Origin of the sequence: Sphingobacterium sp. UBA7631, assembly GCF_002483935.1 — a bacterium.
Taxonomy (GTDB): Bacteria; Bacteroidota; Bacteroidia; order Sphingobacteriales; family Sphingobacteriaceae; genus Sphingobacterium; species Sphingobacterium multivorum.
The window spans coordinates 624,036-650,601 of sequence record NZ_DLIX01000002.1 but is presented as its reverse complement, the minus strand read 5'-3'; the positions used below and the strand labels follow the sequence as shown (position 1 = coordinate 650,601).

The 26,566-nt window shown below is 41.4% G+C and carries 12 protein-coding genes and 1 tRNA gene; 3 read left to right on the top strand and 10 right to left on the bottom strand.

Annotation, left to right across the window (positions count from 1 at the left end):
* Positions 1 to 47 precede the first annotated feature (47 nt).
* Complete coding sequence (locus B3P16_RS02800) at positions 48 to 611, top strand: porin family protein (RefSeq protein WP_046674238.1); 564 nt, start codon at positions 48 to 50, stop codon at positions 609 to 611.
* A 155-nt stretch (positions 612 to 766) separates the two neighbouring features.
* Positions 767 to 840: transfer RNA gene (locus B3P16_RS02795), tRNA-Pro, on the top strand.
* Between the two features lie 47 nt (positions 841 to 887).
* Here B3P16_RS02795 and B3P16_RS02790 read toward each other — a convergent pair.
* From B3P16_RS02790 to B3P16_RS02750, 9 genes are all read right to left on the bottom strand, one after another.
* Positions 888 to 3,944: a DUF5107 domain-containing protein gene (locus B3P16_RS02790; RefSeq protein WP_286841317.1), complete on the bottom strand. Its 3,057-nt coding sequence runs from the start codon at positions 3,942 to 3,944 to the stop codon at positions 888 to 890.
* Between the two features lie 193 nt (positions 3,945 to 4,137).
* Positions 4,138 to 7,143, bottom strand: coding sequence for a glycoside hydrolase domain-containing protein (locus B3P16_RS02785; protein WP_286841315.1), 3,006 nt, complete (start codon positions 7,141 to 7,143; stop codon positions 4,138 to 4,140).
* A 162-nt stretch (positions 7,144 to 7,305) separates the two neighbouring features.
* Positions 7,306 to 8,790 (bottom strand): aryl-sulfate sulfotransferase, encoded by a 1,485-nt coding sequence (locus tag B3P16_RS02780; protein ID WP_286752918.1) that lies wholly within the window; start codon positions 8,788 to 8,790, stop codon positions 7,306 to 7,308.
* 85 nt (positions 8,791 to 8,875) lie between these two features.
* The gene (locus tag B3P16_RS02775; protein WP_286841313.1) at positions 8,876 to 10,444 is read right to left on the bottom strand and encodes a RagB/SusD family nutrient uptake outer membrane protein; all 1,569 of its coding nucleotides are present in this window, start codon (positions 10,442 to 10,444) and stop codon (positions 8,876 to 8,878) included.
* Positions 10,445 to 10,469: 25 nt separating this feature from the next.
* Entirely contained in the window at positions 10,470 to 13,568 is a 3,099-nt protein-coding gene (locus tag B3P16_RS02770) for a SusC/RagA family TonB-linked outer membrane protein (RefSeq protein WP_286841311.1), read from the bottom strand.
* Positions 13,569 to 13,572: 4 nt separating this feature from the next.
* Positions 13,573 to 14,610 (bottom strand): FecR family protein, encoded by a 1,038-nt coding sequence (locus B3P16_RS02765; protein WP_286841309.1) that lies wholly within the window; start codon positions 14,608 to 14,610, stop codon positions 13,573 to 13,575.
* 66 nt (positions 14,611 to 14,676) lie between these two features.
* Positions 14,677 to 15,204, bottom strand: a complete 528-nt coding sequence (locus B3P16_RS02760; protein ID WP_286841307.1) for an RNA polymerase sigma factor — start codon at positions 15,202 to 15,204, stop codon at positions 14,677 to 14,679.
* Between the two features lie 610 nt (positions 15,205 to 15,814).
* Positions 15,815 to 17,386, bottom strand: coding sequence for a RagB/SusD family nutrient uptake outer membrane protein (locus B3P16_RS02755; protein ID WP_286841305.1), 1,572 nt, complete (start codon positions 17,384 to 17,386; stop codon positions 15,815 to 15,817).
* Between the two features lie 184 nt (positions 17,387 to 17,570).
* Positions 17,571 to 20,555, bottom strand: a complete 2,985-nt coding sequence (locus B3P16_RS02750; RefSeq protein WP_201639534.1) for a SusC/RagA family TonB-linked outer membrane protein — start codon at positions 20,553 to 20,555, stop codon at positions 17,571 to 17,573.
* A gap of 433 nt (positions 20,556 to 20,988) precedes the next feature.
* Here B3P16_RS02750 and B3P16_RS02745 point away from each other — a divergent pair, with 433 nt between their 5' ends.
* Positions 20,989 to 24,945, top strand: a complete 3,957-nt coding sequence (locus B3P16_RS02745; protein WP_286841302.1) for a hybrid sensor histidine kinase/response regulator transcription factor — start codon at positions 20,989 to 20,991, stop codon at positions 24,943 to 24,945.
* Positions 24,946 to 25,165: 220 nt separating this feature from the next.
* Here B3P16_RS02745 and B3P16_RS02740 read toward each other — a convergent pair whose 3' ends face one another.
* Positions 25,166 to 26,491: an MFS transporter gene (locus B3P16_RS02740; protein ID WP_286841301.1), complete on the bottom strand. Its 1,326-nt coding sequence runs from the start codon at positions 26,489 to 26,491 to the stop codon at positions 25,166 to 25,168.
* Between the last annotated feature and the right edge of the window lie 75 nt (positions 26,492 to 26,566).

Genomic DNA, 26,566 nt, shown 5'->3' with positions numbered 1-26,566 from the left:
CATAAAGGAAAGAACAATATACAATTGATAACAAAAATAATTTGACAATGAAAACAACATTCAAAGTAGCCCTGCTGGGATTGACATTATTGGGATTAACAGGTACTACACAGGCACAGGACATCACTTATGGGCTGCAAGTCGGAAGCAATTATCATATGAGTTCCTTTGGCAATAAGTCTGTCAAAGATAATAACGGCAAAGTTGGCGTATCAGTTGCAGGATTTGCACGTATTGGAGATCGTGTATTCTTTCAGCCTGGAATCGGTGCCAGTCTTTTACGCAAAGCATATAACTTCGAAAACGGACAGAAAACGCCTAAATTTTATCAGATCAATCTTCCCCTTCAAGTAGGGTATAAATTTTTGGAAAATGGCGACTTCAACCTCCGGGGACTATTGGGCCCTCAGTTAAACTATGATGTTAAAACAGTCAAGTCGAGTGCAAATACCGATTATAAGAAATTTTCATTTGATGGTCGTGTGGGTATTGGTGTAGACATCAGTCACCTCACCTTAGATGCTTATTATAGCCACGGTTTTACGAGTGTAGACAAAACCTTAGATGCAAAAAATAAAACAATCGGCATTATGGTCGGTTATAAGTTCTAAGCAGCATCTCGTAGTACACAAAGCGCCATTCTAAAAATCGAATGGCGCTTTTTCGTAATTATATTTTATTTTTTGTCAATAATTATTATTTTAGCGCTACCAAAAATTATTCTTAATCATGGTCCTATTCATAGCGGCCGTTCGATCAGAATAAACGGGATGTAGCGTAGCCCGGTATCGCGCCAGCATGGGGTGCTGGAGGTCGTCGGTTCAAATCCGGCCATCCCGACTTTTTACTTTTATGACAACTCATCCATCTCATTCCCCTTACAGTCATCAGAACAACCGTTGATCTTGTTCAAAATATATTTTTCGGATCAATATAGGCCAATAGCCTGCAAGGTCCCCCGCCTTAATCTGACTTACAAGGTCATGATCCGACAGACTCATTCCTTTTAAATCATCCCGCTTCACAGCTTCCTCCCCGTTCGACAGCTTTAACTGCTCTTCTGCACGTTGACGAAGCATCAGCTCATACCTGTTTTTTGATGGTTTACTGTGGACAATTTTTTTCAGAAGATCACTATTCCCTTGCTTATCTTTTTGCTGCACCTGCTGCTCAAGCCAGTCAGCCAATAGTTCATTTTTTTCCTCGGCATAAGGCTCACCAACGCCCAAATTTATCGGCCATAACCTCGATTCCGCAATCTTCAACTTTGCCTTTTTATAGTTCTTCTCCAAGATAAATTGGTAAGCCAACATTAATTTGGTCTGCACATAATACCGATGGCCTTCTGTCGCTCCTTCAAAGGGAAGTATGGTCACATCCCCTAATTCTTCCTCAGCGCGCACATAAGCTTTAGCTAACAATAAAGTACGTACATGTGCCAGTGTTAGTATATAATTTTTTGGAAATTTGCGATGATATGCCGCACTTACCCGAAGCGCCTCTTCATAAGACTTACTATTATTTAGGAGCTCCACCAAATGTAGTCCATATCGCCATTCTTGTGGATCTACTCGTGTTGCCTGCTCCATCATTTGTACAGCCACGTCATTACGGCTTGTATCTTGCAAGCTTGATTTCAATGCATAATAGGCCGCGAAATCTGTTGGCTCCTGCTCCACGCTTGACAGGAGTTCTCCTGCTTTTTGGGCTTGATTTCTGAAACGGTACAATAATGCCGACAGGTAATCGATAGTCCAGCTTTTGCTGTTATCCTTTGCCCATTCAAATACACCATTACTTTCTTCTCGAAAAGGAAAGACAAAATTGGGTTTACTTTGTTCTGCCTGCGTCAACCAGCCCTGACTGATCGACTTGTTCGATCGTGTCAGCCAAGCTAGCCAAAGTAAGGCTTCCGTATTCTTCTGCCCCGAACTGAGCAGATCGGCCGCAGACTCAAATTCGCCAAGGTCCGCATACCATATCGCCAGCTCCATCCGTTTTTCGGACGCAAACTCCTGCCTGGACGAAACGGCCTTCTTTTCTTCAAATTGGAGAAAGGCATTAAACGGATCATATTGGAGAATGGTCCGACGGGAAAGAGTATCTATGACGCCCCCTTTTTTGCGTTGTACCAACAAGCTCATCTGCAAAGCGTCGATGTTGAGCGGATTGGCAATCAAAGCTTTTACGCTATAATTCTCCGTACGATCATATTGCTTGATCCGATAATAGTATTTGGCCATTTGTACATACGAAGCACTTCGCCAAGCCGGGGTTAATGAAGCGACTTCAAAACCATCTAAGGCATCATTCTCTTTTTTTAGTTTGATCGCAGCTAGACCATAGTAATAATTTGCCTGAGCATCATAAGCATCCATAGCCAATGCCTGCCGGGCATAGGTATAGCATTGCTGATAATTCATTTTAAACCAGGCCAGCTTGGCCATTTCAAGATAGGCCTGCGAACTAGGCGCTTGCTGAGCCAATTCTTGTAATTTGACTTCCGCTAGTGTATATTGCCTAAAGCGAATAAGGTCACGTATCTCCAATAATTTGGTCTGACTGGTATCTGAGCTTACTTCCGCTGAAATGACAGTGGGTCTATTCAATTTTGACCAAGATTCATCCGTTCTGAGATTAAAATAATCCTGTCCCAATTTAAGATAACTCGGTTTTGATACAGCAGCTACCTGCAAAGAGAATTTTGTAGGTTCACCCAATTTAGCCACAATAAAACTTCTATTTAATACGACACCTACGCTATCAAGCACATAGATACTATCGTTCAAAGGTCGCTTCGGATCAATATCCAATAGAATCTGATCGTTTTCCGGTTTCGTCCGGATCGCTGCCGATAGTTGAATATCGTTCGGTTTGCCTATTCCTGAAAATGGCATCCAGTATTCCGTCCAGCTGTCACTTTGGTAGGGAGCAAAACCAAGTTGCTTGAACGGAGTCGGGCTACTCGAAGGAACATTTTGATTGAACAGGCGCCCACTTTGGATTTCCACATATTGCCCACTCTCATCGGTCAATAAATTCTCCCAAATCTTCCCATCTCCAGCCTGAGACCAAAGAAATATCTTCTTCCCTAATTTATCTTCACGGAGCGCATAACGGGCCATGCCATAGTTATGATCATTATAGTAAACCCCAAAAGCATTACTGTGTGCACCCAATACATGGTACGATTTAGAACTACCGAAAGCATTTTCCTTATAATTAGATAGGTCTCTGCCCTGGTTATCAATAGGCCAGGCATATGCATCACCGTCATGCCCTATATAGTGGTTTCCAGGATACAAAAACTTCAGATCTTGTCCTGCTGCGACGCCCAGATTCATCCAGGTATAATAAGGTTGTTCGACTGCATTGGCGTTAGACCAGAAAGAACGTGTTGAAAAATAACCTTTGTCCTTTTCCAGTCTAATTTCTAAAGTCCAGTTACTGCGGCTCAACATATCATAAGCGTGGATAAAGCAACTTACGCTTCCATCCCCGTTCTCCCGTGTAAGATAATCGACCGGTGTAGAGGTGTTGGGCGTATGTCCTATAATCCCATAATTAGCTTCGATACCACCGCTTGTCCACGGACCCCGCATCGCAATATCCCGAAATTTTACAACGCCATTGTTGTAAATATAGTCCCGTTTATTCACTTTATCATAAGCTGACCAAATCTTCCCACCGATCTCGGGCATCACCTGTACCCGAATGTAATCGTTTTCCAAAATCACGGTATTCCAATCCTTTTCAACCGCGGTATTCGTAAAACCGTCGAAACGGAAATAAGGGTACAATTTTTGGGCTGAAGCTATTGGATCCGGATCCGTAAATGGATAGGTTGTATAACGCTTCTTAACTTCTGACACCCTTGCCGGATGCTGCGCAAAAACACCAAGCACGCAATTGCCCATGGCCCAGAGCATAATCCACTTTTTCATTCGTGTTTTAATTAAAAATTTCATAATTTCAAAAGTATCCCTGATACAATATCCATCTGCCAACGAATGCAATCCGCAATACAGACATTGCGTCAGGTCCTTTCAAATCAACGTGAATGAATCTACCATAGGCTATTTGTTTGCATTGTCAAAGACCCTATGATAGAATTTTCACTATCGGAGTACATTGCTGCTATTCAATAATTAACAAAATACCCTTATTTTTTTCTACCGCAATTGTATCCCCTGGTTTATACTGTGCTCCATTTTGAAAATTAGGAATGAGTGGTGCAGATAGTTTCGCTTTTCCGGGGTCAATGCCCAATTTTTCCCAATCTATAGCCAATTTTACCGCAACATCACGCTCTGCCCAGCTGGCAATAGCTACCATAGCTTTACCGGCACGGCTATAGACGGTTGTCAGAACCTTATCATTATCGGTTTTAACCGGAATATTTGGCGACCAATACCCGATCATTTTACTTCCTTTGATGCCAAATTGGTCCCAGGCCTTCCATAAGTCAGCGGGCGTCAATTTCTGATAAGGCATCCTATTGGTCATTCCATAAAGCATACCCCGCCACGGATTTCCTCCATCCTGTAACATTTCGCCCATTAAACCAAACGGAATGCCACTCACTTCGGTAAGGAAAAAATCAGGTTTGTTATTCTCGTAGTCAAAGTATTCACCAAACCACAGCCTATTGATATACGGAAAATGCTCCAGATACAAATTTGCACTATTATTGAACCCATCGCTTTTATTATATTGATTTGCCGAATGCAAATCGATCAGCCCTGGTTTTCCATTTTTTGTCAGCACACGCTTTATTCTTTTCATGGTGACTCGATCGAAGGCAACATCATCCAGATAAATCCCGTCAATACCAATATGGTCTACCAACCAATTCATGCCTTCGACGTAATAGTTGTGCCACCTATTCATTCCACTATTGATAATCGCCGCGTCTTTAAATTGGGGAACATACCATGCTGCGATATAATTTTTACCCACATGCTCTTGTAACCAGGAATATCCGCCTCCTTTTCCAGGTGAAAACACTTCAGTGCCCAGACTACGCAATGGATAGAGCTCATAAACCCGATTTGATACCTCACGCACTGTATTATAGATCTTCACTTTTAACCCCTTATCATGCGCCTGGTCGATATATTGCTTCATTTCTTTTGTCGCAATAAATGGATAATTGATGTAAGGATTTATTTCATTTCCATGGTGAATATTGATCACATTGGAACCACTCGCAACAACAGAATCAACGGGCTTGTAGGCATGATAATACCGTTCATTCCACTGTGCTTCCGTATTGATCGGATGAAAAGGCGTAATCAATAAATTAAAATTGTAATAGAGCACATCGCCTTTTTTCAGTTCACGAGCTCCACTATAACTATTGACCAAAACGGATTTTCCTTTCAGACCGATATCGATCCCCCCTTTATTTTCATTACCCCAGGACTGCGGCAGCACAAGAGGCTTTTGAAGATAAAAATTCGTATTGAGCGGCCGCGAATAGTGCTCATCGCGCAGTGAAAACTGTAGCCCTGCATCCACAGCACCTATCCAACCTCCATCTTGATTTTTATGTGCTACATCCCATTTCCAGGAAAGCTGATCAGGTCTCTTTCCTCCTTTTTGCCCCAGTCCCATAAAATAATCCGTCTTATCGGGCATCATGGGAATATGCATCGTGGCATCTTTTAAAGACAGATCCTTCAGCGCCGTCAGCTTGACCACATAATGCATGTAACCATCAAATTCCAATGTACCCTCGACTTCCATCGTTAGATCGGGAGATTCGTTTTTGGCCGTCCAGCGATATTCACCTTCGCTTTTCGTCTGAAATTGGATCCCACTTGCTTTAAGTTGAATTTCCTTGCCATCTGAAGCGTTATAGAAATGAAAATGGAGTGGTTCAAATAAGAGCTTATTCGCCTTGGACGATATTTCGGTCAATTCGGGCGTAAAGAACGTGCTGATCTGTTTTGGAAAACCACTCGCATGAAGTTTCACTTCGCGTCCTAAAATGTGTAAGGTGGAATCCGCTTTTAATTCAATCGCTGTATAGGGTGCAACTACCGTATTTTTTTGCGCTAATGTTGAGTTGAGCCAGGGTAGCCGCGTCATTTTCCAAGGTTGATCAACACTGGATATCTCTCCTGAAGCATTTGAAACCTGTATCTCCACATTAACCTGTTTCGCTGCGGCATTTTTAGGTTTCACCGTGACTACACCATGGTAAGTTCCTGCTGCTATGTTCTCCGGTATCTGAATACCACACCACAATGCCTGAACCTTATCCCTCGGTACGTCAACCTGTAATGTCATTGACTTTCCAGTATAGTCAGTACCTTGGGTATTGATACAATTCAGGTTATTCGCCGAAATCATCGCCCCATCATTTGTTTTAAAATCCGAGAAAGAAATTTGGATGTCATGGAGTTCCTGTTTTGGAGACCATAAGCCAAGTTGAAAGGCATAAAATTCGCCTTTCTGGCCCTTTCCTTCCAACTTACTCGTGGATTTACCTTTCATAAGCCAGCGTTGTGGAAGGTTGCTTTCCATTTTAATCGGAAATTCTCTTAATTCTGGAAAAAGATAATAAGCCGTATTTCCATTTCTGCGCACAAAGCTATTGACTTCTGCCACTGTACCGATCATTTCCATCGGATCATTGCTATTGTATTTATCGGCGGCATCAAAACGTGCAACAGTAACTCCTTTGGAGTTTCCAGCCACCTGCTGCACAACTTTCGCTGGAGCCGAAACGGCATTTTTAAGATAAATTGCATCCGGATAATTGCGGCTGCGCCCCCCCATCTGATAGGGTAAATAATAGACATAGTAAACGCCCTTTCCTGAAACTGGCTTAAACCGTAATCCACCAGATTCCGTGTTCATCCAAAGATAAGAACTGGGGGCAATCTGCTTATTACTGGCACTGTCGACGATAATAACTTGCTGGTTCGCTTCAACCCAGCGATTTCGCCAGGGAATAGTCACTTGCACCTCTTTCTGATCGGTGTTTACCTGAAGTACTGCACGATGGTTACCCAGCTGGTCTGCATCCCACTTTTGTGTTTCCGGAGGATAGGTCAATTGCGCTCGGGCCGAATTTGCACATAAGGATACGGCAAGGATAATTGCCAGCTTATAAGAGGCTGTTCTTTTTTTCATGTGAATAGTATTTATTCAATATATTTTGTCTTTTACCAGGTTTTCCGATAAGCCTGATACGATTTATAAGCGGTACCGCTTCCCCAAAATGGGTCCGTAGTGCAGCTACTTTTATTGGTCAATAAGAGGTTTAAAATTAAGTTTTATTCCTAACATCTTCACCTAGTTTTGTCTGTATTTGCGCCAGGTTTCCTCGGGTACATAAATAGCGCGATAAGGAATAAAATAAGCGTTTAATTCCCAAAGCACCTTCCCTGTCTTATCCGTCACCAGTACACTGCCTGTTTTCGAGCTTGTCTGCAGCAAATTACCATTATCCAATTCATAGGCACTCCCCATTCTTGCTGTAAACTGCTTTTTCGGAATTGGAGCCGCATACGCAAGCGTTGCCGTTTTATTCTTTTGATCAAGATTAAAAGCAATTGCCCGTGATTGTTTATTGGCTGTCGTACTATCGCGCGGAGAAAAATCGCCGTTGTCAAAAAGTAACAGCTCACCTGTTTTTGTAATATGCGGCGCATGCTGGAAATAAAACAGTTCCTCATCTTTTAATTTGTAATCGCCACCTTTACCCAATTTCCAAAGAATATCACCGGTTTTGGCATCAATCTTCCAAACCTGATTTTCAATGGGCGAAGAAGTTAGATAATTATTGTCACGATCGAAGGAAATGGTATTCAAATGGAATCGGTCATGCTTAAGGCTATCCAATTTTTTATCTTTTTGAATATCCCATTTTTCCCAAGGTGACCATTTCTTTAAGATATTGCCTTGTGTATCCATCGTCAGGATAGCATCCCCCCAAAGCGTATCTTTTGGATGGTTGGGACGGTCGTCAATTCTGAAATCCCGCACAATGCCTACAATATTATTGTTGCCATCCATCTGCACATCATGGTGCATGATAATCCCTTTTTTATCGAGATCTATACGAGCAATTTCCTTTCCTGTTAGATCAATTTCAACAAGTACTGTTCCACCGACAAATCCGATACGGCCGCTTCTCAAATAATAACTTGCATTGGTTGATTTCTTGCTGGGCTGATTGGGCTTGTTGAATTCATCTTTACTCGCCGGAGCCAATAAGGCTAGGATCGTACCCCTTGGAGTCAGTGAAGCAAGGCGTACCCCTAACTTTTCGTCCTGCCAATACCATCGGATGGTTCCTTTACCATCAACCATGGCCATATACCCCGGGAATCCACGATAGCATAATAACACCATGCCGTTACCTAGGGCTTTTTCATCGTGTGGATGATCCGCCTTGATCCAGTCGTGTACCATCCATGGTGATTGTGGTCTTGTTTTAAAGGATTGTTCACTTGATTTTATGGGAATAATCCGATCTATAATAACCCGAAACTTATAACTTGTATTAGGTTCAAGCGTCATTAACTGTATGTTATGCTGAGCAGCCGCACTTGAAACTGTCGTCTTATAAGACTGGCGTTCTCCCTCCTTCCAATACTCTACATACAGGGCTTCTGCTTTATTTAGTTTCACCTGAATAGCAGCATTGAGCGGCAGATTATTAGGCGAACTCACTTCAATATTCTCAATATCAACTTGATGCGCATAAAAATAGTAAGCGGCAAACGCCACTATTGCCACCACAATCAGTGCAATAATTACTTTAATTGGTTTCATCTGTAAATAATTTCAATGCCATTGGTCTTTAAAATGAAGCGCACTACAAGAAATAATGCGCTTCATAGGATTTGCTTTATCACGTTTATTTAGGCAATCGTGCTGGATTGGCCGTTGTCATTTCTTGATGCAAGCGAGCTTCTTCCAATGGATAAGGGAAATAGCGCATTGCTTCAGTCACATTTTCTTTCAGTCCCCGGCCCTTCAAATAAGCATTACTTACTTTTTCATAACGTCCCAAGCGGATCAGGTCCTGACGCCTTTTGTATTCAAATACAAGTTCAAAACCACGTTCATCAACAAGCGCATCGATCATACTTTCCTTACTTGCGGGACTTGGAAAATCTGGATGCTTACCATATTCTGGTGCTGCAGCTCTTTTCCGGACTTCATTGATGAAAGGTAATGCTGCTGCAGGCCCGTTCAATGCATTTTCAATTTCAGCCTTGCACAAGATAACATCCGCCAATCGAAAGACCTGAATCGTCCGGCCATCCAGATAGGAATTATTGACCATATCATACGAATACTTTTTCGTCGCTACATTTTGCAGGAATTTTACCGTATCACTTGGCGGAGTAGTCTGTCCTTTGGCTGGTAACATATAAAAGAACCCATATTTTGTGTTTTTATCCCGTACCGCCTTTCCGGTGTAATTATAATAGAAAAACTTCTTACGCGGATCCAGATCACTATATTTTCGCCAGAAATCAAGGGAAACACCATAATACTGCCATCTATCCGGTACTTCCGGATTGTCCGTCGGTCCAAAGTGATTGGTGATCTCGCCCCCGTTTAATGTTGGTTCATGCAAGATGCCAAAGATTAGTCCCATATCCATTTTATTATTGTCGGACCATTCTTTCTTAAAATCCGGATTCAACGTATACACACCTTTATCACGTAGGGCGAGAACCTGATCAATGTAAGTTTTTGCCTTTTCATAATTGTGCGAACGCATATACATCTTTCCCATTAGGGTCAGCGCGGCGCCTTTCGTGGCCCGGCCAATACCCAGCTCGTCCGACCATTTCTCCGGTAAATTATCGATTGCATACTGACAATCTTCAGCAATTTGTGCATCGATCTTGTCGACAGCAGCCAAGGGCTCGTTGTAGCTTTCCGTTGGATTCTTGACCGTTGTTATCAAAGGCACCGGTCCCCAGGCATCGGTAAGATCCATATACGATAGTGACCGTAAGAACCTGGCCTGTGCGATAATTTTCTTCTTGCGATCGTCGGGAATAGTGACACGCTCGATACGGTCAATCAGCATATTGGCATTGCTGATGACCTGATACATATTCTGATAATTGAATTTAAAATATCGATTATTATCATCGTATGTAAAGTTGCTCATTCGTGTAGGATCACCTGCGGCGGTAGAAAAGCCCATATCCGTGGCATAGTCCGTTATCATTACCAGATATCCCGCGTAATACAGATATGCATCTCCGGGATAAGGCGATAAACTTGTATAGACTCCCGTTAAAGCGGCGTTGATGTCGCTTTCTGTTGAATAAGCATTTTTGGTTGTCAGATCGCTGTATAATTTTGGATCCAGCTTGGTACAGCTATTTAAGCTTAAGCTCAACACGGCCGATAAACCCGCTATCCCTAAAATATATTTAATGTTATTTTTAAACGTCTTCATGTCATTTCTGATTTAGTATTAGCGATTAGAATGTTGCACTTACACCAAAGGTAAAGGAGCGCATCGAAGGATATGAATTAAAATCGAGACCTACCCCCGCATTAGCGCTCTGATTATTTCCGGCTCTATTTTTTACCAGCGCATCATTTTCATATCCCTTGGTATCCACCTCAGGATCCCATCCAGAATAATTGCTGATCGTAAATAAGTTTTCCGCCATACCGTATACTCTTATCGACTGAACAGCTTTGGTTTTCAACGGGATGGTATATCCCAGCGTCAAATTACGCAAACGCAAAAAGGAAGCATTCTCAATGAAATGGTCATTGATATAACCACCATAGTTCATGTAATAAAATCCATTTCTCGGAATTTCCGTATTGGTATTGGTCGGTGTCCATCGATTTAAAGCTTCTGTGGTACGTTTCCACTCCAGATTCATACGTGTCATATTGAGTAGATCGTTTCCGACATTGCCATAGATGAATGCAGTCAAATCAAAGTTTTTATAGGCAAATGTATTGGTCATACCAAAGTTAAACTTCGGATAACCACGGCCGATTATCGTACGATCTGCCGAATTTATCGTTCCGTCGCCATTTATATCGGCAAATTTAGGATCGCCGGGTTTAGAATTTGGCTGTGGCGCATAGTTTTCTCCTTGTTGAATAACACCCAGGTATCTATAACCGAATAACGAGCCCAGCGACTCCCCAACCCGAATGACCGAATAAGCTTCTTCAGAAACATTCCCCATTGGTTTAGACGAAGTCAACAATTGCTCGGGCTCTCCACCGAGACTTGAGACCTTATTTCGGTTCATCGTTAAATTCAATTTTGTTTCCCAGGTAAACGCTCCGGTCATATTCTTACTTGTTACAGAAAACTCCAGTCCCTTATTATTCATCGTACCTAGGTTTCGTTGTCCGGAGGTATATCCCGTGTAATAAGGCAGTATACTCTTGATCAGAAGATCATTTGTTTTCTTATAATAGGCATCCAAAGTAAAGGCTAACCGGTTTTTAAAAAATGAAAAATCAAGACCGACGTTATATTGCGTTGTGGATTCCCATTTAAGTTTATCGTTCTCGGGATAAGTTGGGTTTTGTTTAACCCCACCCGAATTGGTCACGCCATCAAACGTATAATGTCCATTGTCCATCAATCCATAAGAGGCATAATCCGCTACACGATCATTACCGGTCTGGCCATAACCCAACCTAAATTTTAGGTCCGAAAATAGCTGCTGCTCTTTCATGAAATCTTCATTGTTGACTTTCCATGCAAAAGCTGCTGAAGGAAAAGTTCCCCAACGATGGTTCGGACTAAAACGCGATGATCCATCACGACGTAAAGTCGCCGTCAACAGATATTTATCAGCGTAGGAATAATTTACCCGTCCGAAAAACGAAATAACCAGATTTTCAGCTTTAGCAGAGTTTACTCCTGTAATGCTTGAGGCCATGCCCAGGTTATTATATTCCAGCAGATCTGTTGAAAAACCTTTCACATTGATTCCCTTATTATTGCGCACATATTTCTCATACGAATAGCCCCCCATCACACTCAAATTGTGTTTCTCATTGAACACTTTCGCGTAAGTAGCATAAAAATCAATCAGGTTATGTGTTTCATTGTAATCGGCCTGACTTGCGACACCATCATCTATCCCACCCTGATAAGAATCTCTGGTCAGATAACTGCCCAATTGATCATGTGTAATTTCAGTTCCAGCATCCATGCGCAACGTCAGTTCCTTGATCGGATTGACCTCAAGAAAAATATTTCCATTCAACTTGTCCCTTTGCACATCATTGATCCGCGACATCAGGTTGGCCAAAGGGTTATCCCCCTGCCCTCCCGGAGGTCTTCCAAAACTACCATCTGCATTATAGACAGGTACTGTTGGGTCATAGGTCAATATGCTGTATAATACATTTGAATTGAGGATATTTCCATCATACACCTGCATATTCGATTTTTCCCGTTGCGCGGATAGACTCGCTCCAGTGCGGATATAATCATTTACCTTTTGATCCACGTTGATCCGTCCCGAAATTCGATTAAAGTCTGTTGTTTTTAAAACACCTTTTTGATCAAAATAGCCTATGCTCGTCAACACTTTTGTTTTCTCACCACCACCAGAAAATTGTAAATTATGGTTCTGCAAAATACCGTTCCGCATGGTTTCCTTCACCCAATCCGTATTGACATCAGATTCAAGCTGTGACTTGGTGTAAACGGCATACTCCTGATTTTCTTGACCTTGAATTTCTTTATAAAGCGCATTCGCGAGATTCATATACTGTTTACCATCGAGAAAGGTAAATGGTACAATCGGCTTCTGTGTTCCCACATAGCCACTATAGGTAATATTGTTCTTATCCGTAAGCCCACGTTTTGTGGTGATGATGATGACACCATTCGCACCTCTGGAGCCGTAGATCGCAGTTGCCGAAGCATCCTTTAAGATATCCATGGAAGCAATATCATCGGGATTGATGTTAATGCCATTATTTGTTGGAAATCCATCGATCACGTAGAGTGGATCATTACTTCCACTAATGGAATTGGTTCCGCGAATCCGAATCGATGTACTCCCACCCGGCGCCTTTGAATTCTGGGTTACAACGACACCGGAAGCTTTACCTTGTAGGGCCTGACCAACATTGCTCACAGCCCCTCCTTTCGTTAGTTCGTTGCTGGAAAGCGATACAATGGCGCCTGTCAAATCGCTTTTCTTTTGTTTGCCGTATCCGATCACGACAACATCTTCCAGCTGATTTACCTGGTCCTCCAAAATAATGGAAAGAGTGGTGGCTCCATCAGCTGAAACCTGCACATTTCGTTCTACATAGCTTTGATACCCGATGTATGAAAAAGTCAGTTCATAACCTTTGCCATTCGGTACATCAGCAAAACGAAAGCTACCATCACTCGCACTGGAAGCTGCTGTCGAAAAACTGCTGCCGGGATTTTTCAAAATTATACTTACCCCTGCCAGCCGTTGCCCCGACGAGTTTTTGATTACGCCATTTATTGTTCCCGCTAGACATTGAAAAGATAAAAGTGTCAAGGCAATAAAAACAAAAAATGGTTTCTCGGTTAAGTTGAAATTTACCATGATTCTATTTTTTAGGTTTGAGTATATATGTATTATGTTGTTTTTCAAGAATAAACGGATTCACCTCAACAATCAACTGCAAAATAGACGCCGCAAGATCCGTTTTGTCCTTCAGGTCCATGGTCGGATTCTTGCTAAACCGCCCCTTTATCCGATAGTTTTTAACGATTAATGAATCATAGGATATAGGAACATCAAGCTCATGATTGATATATTGAATAATATCGGATACAGCGGTTTCTTCCAATTGGAGCCAATTGGCGCTCTGGTGAATTGTTGCCGGATTGCGATATGGTTTTTCCGTTGACGACAGCATATGCTGGGCCGGTAGATTTTCCCCCGCACTCATTTTTGGTGTACCTTTGAAATTTGAAACAAACATCGTGTTCACCCCGCCAAAATAAATCTGTTGGCCAGGTTTAAGAATCTTTGTCTCGGCTACGGACGGATCTATAGATTCAACGCGAACTTTCCCCTCAAATAATCGGATCAGAACATGTTCAACTGCCGCATTATAATCCACGATGAATTCTGTTCCCAGCGCAGTGGTCATCAACGTACCGCTTTCGACGATGAAAGGTTTTGAAGGATCTTTCGCTACTTTAAAACTGACCCTTCCACTGAATAATTTAACCCGTCTAAAATCAAGATCCGGTTTTATGCCCAGCTGAATCAGTGCCCCGGGTTCCAAGGTTAAAATCGAATGGTCCGCTGCAACAATTTCTTTAGGCTGAGCAGAAGGGTTGTAGTAAATTTCATGAATGAAACTCGCTGTTTGTAAAGGTTCATCAGTTGATGTGCTCAAAAGATTGGTTAAGATGAACAGGAAACCAAACAGGATGAATACAGTAATGATTCTCAACAGGCTATCACCACCACGTTTTGACTTATTTTCCTGATTGATATAGGAAACCCAGTCATCTTCTGAAATGAGATCATCCAATAAGGTCGGATCATCATTCAGCCATTTGAAGACAAGTTTCGCTTCCTCAGCAGAACATTCATTCGCCAGGAATTTATTTAATAAGGATTTGCGATTCATAACAGTTTCTATCCTTTTAGCGGGATAGGTATATAACTGTTATACGAATAGTGATGGGCTTGTCCCCTAAGACAACTTAAAAAATTTTTTAATAAATTTCAGACCAATGCTAACGTGGTTTTCTACCGTCTTCGGGGAGATAGACAATTTGACGGCAATTTCTTTATAACTCAATTCCTCAATTTTATGGAGATAAAAGACCTGTTGCCGCATAAAAGGCATTTGTGTAATCAGCTCTTTTACGTATTCTAACTCTCCTTTATAGGCAATTTGTCGTTCAAGATCTTCATATTGGGTCAGTACAAAAGGTTTCTCAAACTCTACATATTTTCTATTCAAAGCACGCCGCCGCAACTCATCAATTAATTTTGTTCGTGCAATCTGAAAGAGCTGGGTACTGAATTGGATTTGCTGATTCGCATGATTCTTGCGTTCCCAAACAATTAGAAAAGTCTGCTGGACGACATCTTCGGCCAGATTCGAACATTGGGTCTTCTGATACAGAAAATAGTACAATTTCCTGTACCAATAACGATAAGCTAAAAAAAACTCCTTTTCGTTAGTCGGTGCCCGCTGTAGGATTTTATCCATCATAATCTACATTTAGATAGTCTTGTTTCAATGCTGTTATCCTCTTTCCAAAGAATATCGAAATTGGTATCTGACAGAATTTCAATTTGATCCATCAAAATGACCCATGCTTTTTGGCTAGTTATCCACCTCTAAAGTGATTATTTTTTATCAAAAAAACAAGATAATATTTTCGATAAGGCCATCGCCTCAATCTCCATTTTAAGCGCTTTCTTTCATAAAAGCTACTTTGCCGATAGGCAACTTATGGGTCCTGTTTTCTTCTCTTGTATTTTTTAGGCGCAGCAAGTTCGTTTCAACTCGTGACCAAATTAGCCCTTTTAACAGTGCTTGTTCAGTGCTCGTTCAGTGCTCGTTCAGTGATTGTTCAGTGATTGCTCAGTGATTGCTCAGTGATTGCTCAGTGTAAACTGAATAAACAATGACTGATTACTGTCTAAAAATTGATTAAAAATTGTGAAGAGGTATAAGTTGGTATTAAGATAGATTAGTTTTAATCACTATATAGAAAAAAGAAGGTATTTTGATGATAAGAAAAATCACTTGTCATCTAAATACCTTCGCACTAAAACAAACACCGTGAAACTGCTTGTTTTATGGATATCAATAAAATCTAGTATCCTGGATTTTGCTTCAAATTTGGATTGACGGCAAGCTGTTGACTCGGGATTGGATAAACCAATGTTTTGGGATCGGCATCCGCAGCCTTTTCTTGCCAGGCCAATAAAAATTTACCAAAACGAATCAAATCCTGTCTTCTCCAGCCTTCCCAATATAACTCGCGAGCACGCTCATCCAATAAATTATCGAGCGTCAATGCCGTCAGGTTATTAACACCACGGTTCGTCCGAATAGTATTGACCAAACCGAGTGCCTCTGTTGCTGTTCCTGTTCCACCTCTCAGAATAGCCTCTGCTTGCATCAGCAATACGTCGGCATAACGAAATACAACCCAGTCGTTGTTTCGTTGACCAGTGACGGCATAATCAAAAGCATACTTCATTGGACGGATACCAGCTGTTTCCAGGGTTGCACCCGATGTACGGATGGTCACTTCACGCGTAAAGACCAAAGGCGCATTCGCTGGGTTCCGGGCCATTAAAGGTTTGTTTGTACTCCAATTGTATTGCTGTCCAGCAAAAAAACCAACATTTTGACGTTTGAATTCTTTTGTTCTGTTAGAAGTCGTATCAGCTGGATAATTATAATAAATTCCCCTTCTCTCATCAGTATCCGAAAATTTATCGTAATAATCTGATAAGGTACACCAGCCATTCCAACCCCCTGGATTCATATTATAGTGAGCAACGGTATTCCAGGTACGGTCCACATTTCCACCTCTATCGCCATTTTTATTGTATAAAGTGAAAATATTTTCAGTAGACTTCTCGTCATTATCCGGCGCAAAATTATCAAAGTATTTGCCCTTCGCAGAAATCGTATAGGATCCCGAAGCGGTAATTTCTTTGGCTAAGGTCACTACCTTATTCATATCCTCGGCAGCAAAAGAAGGAGCTTGTCTATTTAAAAATGTTCCCTTATTCAAATAAATCTTCATCAATAATGCTTTCGCTGCATTTTTATTGGCTACATATGCGGCTCTCGGCCCGTTTGCAGGCAAACTCGCTATAATTTCGTTGAGATCCTTCACCATATAGTCAATAGCCGCCTGTGGCTGTAACACCTCTGGTGCGATTCTAAAATCTTCAAAAGAGGCTCCTTCCCGGACGGGTACTACGCCATAGAGATCCAACATATCAAACATGACCAACGCACGAATAAACTTCGCTTCAGCGCCTTGTTGCGCACTCGGATTGTACCGCAACACATTGCCCGCATTATAGATGGCTGTACCCAAACTGACAAAAGTATTGTTCATGTAGCCATTATCTGCATTCCAGGTGTGTAAATGGATCGCACGATGCATACCATTATCATCCCAGTCGCCACCCCGTGTAGGGGCCATGGCTGCGTCCGTTGATATTTCCTGCATCACCCAGCGCTGTTCCTGCTGATAAGGGGTATTCAATGAATTGTAAGCTGTGATCAACAAGCTTCCAGGATCCACATTGGATGTCCCTTCCTCTAATTCTCCTTTAAATTCCTCCTTTAGTTTAGTACAAGAAAATGTACTTGTTACAATGGAGCCAATTATTCCGATATATAATAAAGTTCTTAATTTCATCTTTTTCATCCGTCTAAATTTGATTATTTATTCATCCATTTTGACTGTAAGGCATTCATACTGCCTTTGGTGTTTCATTCGTAATGAGGCGATCAGATTTATTCATTTTTATTCATTCACTAATACGTTTAAATCCATCTTGATGCTCTCCTCTTTTTATTATCTAATGATCTACAGTATACGCTTAAAGTGAGAAGTTAACCCCCAATAGGATATTTCTTGCCGGTGGATAGGGTAAATATTCGATACCCAACGAAGGAATACCATTTGTTGCACCATCTGTATTCACCTCAGGATCAAATCCTGTATACTTCGTGATGATGAAAAGATTCTGTCCAGTAAGGGATACGTTTAAATTCTTAAGTGTTCTACCTACATTTCCAACACGATAGCTTAAAGTAAGATTAGCCATTTTTAGATAATCACCTTTTTCAAGGAATCGCGTCGAAGGCGCAGCCGAATTGGAAGTAGACTCTTTTACAGCTGTATTAAAGAATGCTGAACCGATATTACGTGATGATAGATTACTCAATCCTAAAGTTGTCGCGGCCGTATTATTGAATAGATAATGTCCAAAAGCACCATTCATATTGGCAGCCAAAGAAAACTGTTTGTAATTTACGTTGGTAGAAATACCCAATAAAGTCGTCGGATTTGGACTGTTCATATAGAATTTATTAATTGCAGGGTCGTTGGCCGTACTGATACTACCATCCTGTCCGCGATACATGCTCATTCCGGTTTGCGGATCAATACCTTGGTAATCGGCCAGGTACCAAACATTCAATGGTTGCCCATTTACCATACGTTGTCCCAATACACCTGAAAAACCTTGTCCACGCAATGCCCCTGTTTCGTAATAGCCCACTAGACCGCTTACACTGTTTTTCAGGAAAGTTGCATTACCTGTCAAATCCCAAGTCCAATTGTCATTTTTAATAATTGTACCGGTCAACGCGACCTCTACCCCTTTATTGACAATCTCGCCATCCAAATTTACCCAGATACGCCCTGCTGGAGCTGGCTGTGCAAGAGTTTGCTCAAATAGTGCATCTGTGGTCTTTTTATTAAAATAATCAATGGATCCATACAGACGGTTACCCCAAATTCCAAAATCAATACCTGCATTGATCGTGGTCGAAGTCTCCCATTTCAAATCAGGATTACCATAGTTTGCCTGGCTTACACTTTGGTTACCAAAAACCAATCTATTTAACGATGCCCCAGATGGGAATTCTTGGTTACCTGTTTTTCCCCAGCCTACCCTTACTTTCAACTGATCAAAAATACCGGTAGATTTCAAAAACTCTTCCTGATTCACATTCCAGGCTACGGCCAATGAAGGGAACATGGCGTATTTGTTGTTTGAACCAAATTTCGTCGAGCCATCCCTTCTTACTGTTGCAGTCAATAAGTAGCGATCCAAGTAATTGAATCCGCCACGCAAGAAAAGTGATTGCAACTGGTTGGTTGGACTTCTATACGACGATATTTCACGCGTGGAAACAGGTGTATATTGTAGATAGTCAAAATAATCTAGTCCCATATAACGAAATCCACCGCCAAAGGAAATGTTGTTGTTGTAGTTATAATCCAAATACTCGTAACCTGCTACCGCATTGACACTCCAATCTGAATTGATTTGTTTATTGTAAGAGAGCATATGCGTCATTTGCAAGTTGGTTTCTCCGTTATTGGAAATAAAGGCCTGCTCATTGTTCACAGCTGAAGGATCAATAAGTCCTGCGCGGTACATACCTTCACGGTTTCCAGTTTGTCGCATCGCACTATAGATAAAGCGATATTCCAAATCGTCTGTAATTTTATAGTATGGCGCCAAGTTGATTACCATGGTATTTGTTGTCGCCAAATCTTTAAAGGCGTCAATACTTGTCAATGGGTTTCGCGTAGTTGAACTGACAAAGGTTAAATTGCCTTGATCGTCCCGTAATGGTCGTGTCGGATTCCATTGTAAGGCTTGGGAAATCACATTTCCTTCCGAACCTACCATCGCATTGATCGGTGCGTATTTATTATCCATTTGCGTCAAAAAGACTGCAAAATCCAATCCCAATCGTTTGTTTTCCAGAAAACGGAAATTTCCGTTAAAATTGGCTGTGTATTTCTTCAGCTGTGATCCACGAATAATACCGTTTTGGTTTAAATATCCACCTGAAAGGCGATACTTACCATACTCAGTTCCGCCAGCTACATCAGCATAGTAATTTTGCGTGATCGCTTTTCTTGTGATCGCTTTAAAGGCATCCTCATTGCCACCAAAATCAGCATTTGCGACTTCAGATGGTGTATAATATTTCAACGCTTCTCTAAATCGAGCAGCATCTAACACATCAGGATATTCCCGCATGGTCGAAACACCTGCAGAGGCTCCTACAGAAACCTCGGGCTGCCCTACTTTACCTCTTTTCGTCGAAATAATGACAACGCCATTTGCCCCACGTGAACCATAAATTGCCGTAGCCGATGCATCTTTAAGGATGTCCATACTAGCAATGTCACCCGGATTCAAGTAAGTCAAAGGATTTCCTCTGTCGGAAGAAAAGCCTCCTCTTCCTTCAGGCAGAGGCGAATTACCCGACATAGGCACACCATCTAGCACAAATAATGGGTTGTTACTGGCACGGATCGATGAGTTTCCACGGATACGTACTGTGGTTGATCCGCCAGGTTGCCCCGTATTGTTAATCACCATAACCCCTGGTGTCTTTCCCTGTATTAATTGATCGGGGCTCGTCATGATCCCCTTATTGAAGTTCTTCGCTCCAATAGTGACCATAGACCCCGTTAGATCTTTTTTACGGGCGGTACCATAACCGATCACAACGACCTCATCTAGGCCCTGACCGGCACTAGGTTCCAGCGCTACCGTGATATCGTTTCCCACAATGGGTACTTCTTTTAAAGTATATCCAATAAAGGATACTTCCAGCGTTTTCGCTTCACTGGGAACAGTAAATGTAAAGGAACCTTCCGTGTCTGTTGTTGTAGCCGCGGTTCCCCCTTTTACCTTAATTGTAGCTCCTGCCAATGGACCTTGAGTCTCATCTACAACCTTTCCCTTCAAGACTTTCGTCTGGGCAACTACAATAAAAGATACAAGCAAAAATGTAAGCGTCATTACGCATTGTGCAAGTAGTTTATTTTTCATACGCTTTTTGATTGGTGGTTTAATTGATTTTTATATCATGCATCTAGGATACACAAATGATACTAAGTGATTTTAATGGTATTTTTTTTGCTCCAAAGCCCTTTTGAAATGCGTATAGTCTTCCCCAATAATGGCAAAGACGTAGCGCTCGGTATCAAGGCCTTTAAAGCCAAAATTCAAAACCAAAGCATCGTGAACATCATGTCTCACATGTAAAAACAAAAACCTAACAAACTGAAAAACAAGGACACAGGACTTACCTGTCATAATTCTAGGGCGAAACATACGTTTATATTTGGTTATTATTGTTTTATAAAAATGCGTAAATCCTTGTAGCTAGTCCAATCAGAGCGTCTCAATTTTATATCAAAGCGTATCAGTAAAACTCTTTTTTATCTTTTAATTGACTATTTTTAGTTCAACGTAATCAGTTTTGAAAAGAATAACCACCATACTCCTTTTATATATCTTGCTAGCATGTATTAACGTGCAGGCACAATCGATCTATTTTAAAAATTATCAAACCCACGACGGTCTCTCCAATAGCACGGTCAAATGTATTACACAGGATGTTCAGGGTTTTCTATGGTTAGGGACAAGGAATGGTCTCAATCGCTTTGATGGCAATCAATTTAAGATATTTAGACACAATGCTTCAGACTCTACAAGTATCGGAAGTTCGTCCATTTTAAGTATTCTCACAGACAGCAAAGGAATACTATGGGTGGGAACCACACGCGGTACCTATTGTTACGATCCTATTAAAGAAAATTTCACACCATTCAGGGGAGTACCAATCGGTGAAGTAAATGCCATACACGAATACGCCGGTTTTATCTGGCTGCTTTCGAACGGAAAACTTTATCGCTATAATTCTTATACAACAGAAATAATTCCATTTGATCAGAACAAAAATACCATTGTGGCGATTACCAGCAGCAAGAAAGGCGGGTTGTGGACAACGGACAATAACAGTACCATACAACGGTACCAGGTAAATACGAGCAAATTTGTCGAAGTTGACCTTAAAAAGATTGATCGAAAAGCATTGGCAAATACAAAAACTGTTTACGCCATCAATGATTCCCTATTGATGGTCGGGACAATCAATTCGGCTTATTTGTTTGATTTCAAAAATGGCCGGTTAAAAAATCTATTTGCAAGTCATTACCCCAATAAAGTCATCCAGGCAAACTGTATTATTCAACAAACGGAGTCGATATACTGGATCGGAACAGAAACTGGAATATATACCTATGATATTCACAGGGGTCAGAGCCAGCACATCAAAAAAGATCTGCTCAATCCATTTGCCATATCTGACAATGCTGTCCTGAATTTCTATCGGGACCGTGAAGACAATATCTGGTTTGGAACATTTTTCGGCGGCTTTAACCAATACAGCAACCAATTCGACAATTTCAAAAAATATCTATCCGGATTCGGAAAATCGGCCTTATCAGGCAATATTGTACACGATATCAAAAAAGATCGCTATGGAAATTTCTGGATAGGAACAGAAGATGGTGGCCTGAACAAAATTGATGCTCAAACACAACAGATTCAGCACTTCCTTGCCAATGGAAAAAAGGGAAGTATAGCGCATAACAATGTTCATGGCCTGGCAACAATCGGCGACGATCTTTGGGTAGGCTCCACAACACATGGACTAGACGTTCTAGACGTAAAAACCGGAAAACTAAAAAAACACTATGATCGCATCGGCAAAGGCCCCTTACAAAGCAGCTTTGCCGTATGCCTCTATAAGTCTAAAGACAACAGCATGTTTGTCGGGACAGACCGCGCACTATACCGCTACAACAAAAATAGCGGCAGTTTTGACCTCCTTCCAATTACCGCATGGATACAAGGCATTTATGAAGATGAATATGGTATACTTTGGATCAACACCTACGGTAGTGGAGTCTACCAATATAACCGCAGTTCGGGAGAAATTCAGCACCTGTTATCCGAACAAGGTAAACAAAATACACTTGTCAATAATTACGTCAACGGTCTATTTGAAGACAGCAAAAATAACTTGTGGTTTTGCACCGAAAGCGGCCTCTCAAAATACCGTCGTGATGGGCACTTCACCAATTATCTGACCGAATCCGGTTTACCTTCCAATCAGGTATTCAAGGTCCTGGAAGATGACAACAGGAGCATCTGGATATCTACCGGTGGTGGACTGGTCAGACTGGATGAAGGTGTCCCGCGTAGGGTCATCTATACATCGAGAGACGGGCTTCCCGCAGATCAGTTTAATTATAATTCGGCTTATAAAGATAGCGACGGAACTTTATATTTCGGGACGATTAAAGGAATGGTTAGCTTCAACCCCACAAAATCCATTAAGAACAGCTTTATTCCACCTATATTCATCAGCGGCATTCAGATTAACAATGTGAGCGTACCGGTTCGTGAAAATGGCATACTGAAAGAATCCATCTCCCTATCAGAAGAGATCCAACTGACCTACGACAATTCCAATATTAGCTTCAATATCGCCGCCTTGAGCTTTGTTTCCCCAAAGAGCAATCCTTATCGTTATATCATGGAAGGTTACGATAAAGACTGGACCGATATTACAGGCAATCAAAAGATCTATTACAATAAACTTCCTCCGGGCACTTATACGTTTAAGTTCAGAGGTGCAAATAACAACAGCGTCTGGAATCCGGATGAAAAAAAACTACTCATCATCGTTTCGCCACCCTGGTGGCAGTCAAGTTGGGCATACTTACTTTATTTTTTGAGCTTCGGCACCATTGCACTGCTCGTATTACGGTATTACTTTCTCCTTATAAAGGCCAACAACGCCCAAAAGATGGATAGTTATGAACGAAAAAAAGAACAGGAAATATATAACCTCAAGCTGGAATTCTTCACAAACCTGGCCCACGAAATTCGTACGCCACTCACGTTGATCAAAATGCCCCTTGAGAAAATAATCAATAACCATAAATTTACCGATCGCGACACAGCCAAAGACCTTGCGCTGATTGAAAAAAACACGGCGCGATTAATTCGCCTCACCAACCAATTACTGGATTTTAGAAAAGCAGAAACTAACAATATGAGCCTTATTTTTACTAAAACGGATATCAACGCACTCCTATCCGAAGTATTTCACGATTTAAATTATTTTGCAAAAGATAGACAGTTGCACTATGACCTCAGTCTCCCGCGTATCAGTCTCACGGCTTATGTGGATGAAGAAGCCCTTCGAAAAATCTTTACCAACCTGATCCACAACGCTATCAAATATGCGGATCAAGAAGTCTATGTCAAACTCCTCCCTTTTAATAGCGATGATATTATGTTTAATATCGAGTTTAAGAATGATGGTGAGCTCATTCCCTTTGAGAAAAGGGAGAAAATATTTGAACCATTTTATCGCTTAAATGAATCCGATAAAGATACGGGGACGGGCATTGGCCTTCCTTTATCTCGCTCCTTGGTCGAATTGCACCAAGGAAACTTATCTCTTGTACATCTGGAGGAAAACCGCAATATCTTCCTGCTATCGATCCCAATTTTTCAAGAACAATCGCTCGACATCAAATCTTTTCAGGAAGATAACGACGATCATGTATTGAATGATAAATCCGATGAACAGGAGGAAGAAAAGCCGGTGATTCTGCTCGTCGAGGACAATAAAGAAATACTGGCCTACCTCAATAAAGAATTAAAAACCAGCTATATAATCCTACGAGCCGGCAATGGTGCCGAAGCGCTCGAAATATTAGACCAAGAAAATGTACAACTGGTACTGACAGACATCATGATGCCTATTATGGATGGCCTGGCTTTATGCAGACGTATCAAAACAGATATTCTCTATAGTCATATTCCGGTGATCTTTCTGACCGCAAAAAATGCATTGGATTCCAAAATTCAGGGATTAAAAAATGGTGCCGATGCTTATATCGAAAAACCTTTTTCGCTTGAATTCCTCATGGTACAAATACGCAATATTCTCAAGAACCGAAAAATTATCAAGAATTACTTCACTAACGCACCCAGCTCCAACTTAATAGATATCAACGTTTCGGGTCCTGACAAAGATTTCATCAGTCAGCTCAATACGGTTATTTATGAGAATATTTCAGCGATAGACCTTAATGTGGATGAACTGGCCAAACTGATGCATATGAGTCGTCCGACCCTTTACCGTAAAATCAAAGGGCTCTCTGACCTAACACCCAATGAATTGATCAATATTTCACGATTAAAAAAAGCGGCAGAACTGCTTACTCAGAAAGAATACAACATTACCCAAGTATCAACGATGGTAGGTTACACCGTGCAATCCAATTTTTCCAGGGACTTCCATAAGCATTATGGTATGTCGCCGAGCAACTATATTCTTGAAAACAGTAAATAATGCTTACGTGTTCAGCAAATGATGGTGCATTTTTCAGCAAATGATACGCACAAGTTTTAGTAAATCGAACGAAATTATCCCGCTGTGTAAAAGCGAGCCGTGCTAACTAAAACAAATTAGTATACTTAAGGAGATGATGAAAATCCAATTGCAGGAGCTGGGCGAAGTGAGCAGAAAATCGTAGACGTAAGCTCTATTTACTACGTCTACGATAATGATCTTAGCGTTTACTCTTGGGAACAAAGAATGCAGCCAGCAGCATAAATACACCGGCCAACAACAAGCCATAAATGGATTGGCTATGAAAAAAATATTTGATGATCATTCCTCCAAAAAATCCACATACAATCTGTGGTAAGGTAATGAAGAAATTGAAAAGACCCATATAAACCCCCATTTTCCCTGCAGGCAGGTGATCGCTCAAAATGGCATAAGGCATCGCTAAAATACTTCCCCAAGCGATACCAATACCGATCATGGGAAGAATCAGCAGATTAGCATCTTTAATCAGAAACAGTGAAATCAACGAGAGTCCTCCAATGGAAAGCCCAAGCGCATGCGTTTTTCCACGTCCGAGCTGTTTGGCTATCCGCGGAATAAACAAAGCATATAGAGCCGATACCCCATTGTAAATACCAAAAAGCACGCCCACCCAATTGGCCGCCTCCATATAAAGATCCTGCCGATTTCCTTCCCGCAGGTAAAAAACCGAATCTGCAATCGCAGGAGTTGTATATACCCACATCATAAAAAGGGCAAACCAGGAAAAGAATTGAACCCAACCGAGTTTGCGCATGATCAATGGCATCTTACCAATATCGCTGGCAATAGCGCGCAAACCAAATTTTGGCGCTGTCTCCTGTTCAACCACCATGGTATCGGAAAATGACCGTAATTCCTGTGGCGTATATTCCTTCGTTTTAAACACCGACCACAACACCGTTAGAAGCAGTACAAAACCACCAAAATAAAAAGAATATATCACATTGTTTGGCACCTGACCAGCTTCGGAAGTCCCCTGTACATGAAAATATTTTGTCAGTATAAAGGGAAGTAACGATCCCAATACGGCTCCAATACCGATCAGAAAGGTTTGTACGGAGAATCCAAGACTACGTTGGTTACTCGGTAGATTATCGCCAATTAAGGCTCTAAAGGGCTCCATTGTCACATTGATAGAAGCATCCATAAACATTAATAGTCCTGCTCCTATCCAAAGTGGTGCTAGCAATGTGGTAAATACCGCTGCATTCGGCATCAAAAACAGGGTTATGGTGGTCAACAGTGCACCCACCAAAATATAAGGCCGACGACGCCCCAATTTATTCCAGGTTCGATCGCTATAATGCCCGATAATTGGCTGCACAATCATCCCCGTAATCGGAGCAGCAAGCCAAAACAGCGACAGGTGTTCTACATCAGCACCAAATGTCTGTAGAATACGGGAAGCATTGCCGTTTTGTAAGGCAAACCCCATTTGTATGCCCAAAAACCCAAAACTCATATTGATGACCTGGCTAATACTTAATTCAGGTTTATTTCCCATAATAGGCTATCAAAATTTAAGACAAAATACAATTTAATTATCACTTAATCCCTATTTTCAGCAGGATAAGATTGG

Excerpts from the sequence above, each read along its gene's own strand:
- B3P16_RS02740 (WP_286841301.1), bottom strand. The coding sequence starts at position 26,491 with ATGGGAAATAAACCTGAATTAAGTATTAGCCAGGTCATCAATATGAGT.
- B3P16_RS02760 (WP_286841307.1), bottom strand. The coding sequence starts at position 15,204 with ATGATGGATAAAATCCTACAGCGGGCACCGACTAACGAAAAGGAGTTT.
- B3P16_RS02765 (WP_286841309.1), bottom strand. The coding sequence starts at position 14,610 with ATGAATCGCAAATCCTTATTAAATAAATTCCTGGCGAATGAATGTTCT.
- B3P16_RS02790 (WP_286841317.1), bottom strand. The coding sequence starts at position 3,944 with ATGAAAAAGTGGATTATGCTCTGGGCCATGGGCAATTGCGTGCTTGGT.
- B3P16_RS02780 (WP_286752918.1), bottom strand. The coding sequence starts at position 8,790 with ATGAAACCAATTAAAGTAATTATTGCACTGATTGTGGTGGCAATAGTG.
- B3P16_RS02785 (WP_286841315.1), bottom strand. The coding sequence starts at position 7,143 with ATGAAAAAAAGAACAGCCTCTTATAAGCTGGCAATTATCCTTGCCGTA.
- B3P16_RS02800 (WP_046674238.1), top strand. The coding sequence starts at position 48 with ATGAAAACAACATTCAAAGTAGCCCTGCTGGGATTGACATTATTGGGA.
- B3P16_RS02770 (WP_286841311.1), bottom strand. The coding sequence starts at position 13,568 with ATGGTAAATTTCAACTTAACCGAGAAACCATTTTTTGTTTTTATTGCC.
- B3P16_RS02750 (WP_201639534.1), bottom strand. The coding sequence starts at position 20,555 with ATGAAAAATAAACTACTTGCACAATGCGTAATGACGCTTACATTTTTG.
- B3P16_RS02755 (WP_286841305.1), bottom strand. The coding sequence starts at position 17,386 with ATGAAATTAAGAACTTTATTATATATCGGAATAATTGGCTCCATTGTA.
- B3P16_RS02775 (WP_286841313.1), bottom strand. The coding sequence starts at position 10,444 with ATGAAGACGTTTAAAAATAACATTAAATATATTTTAGGGATAGCGGGT.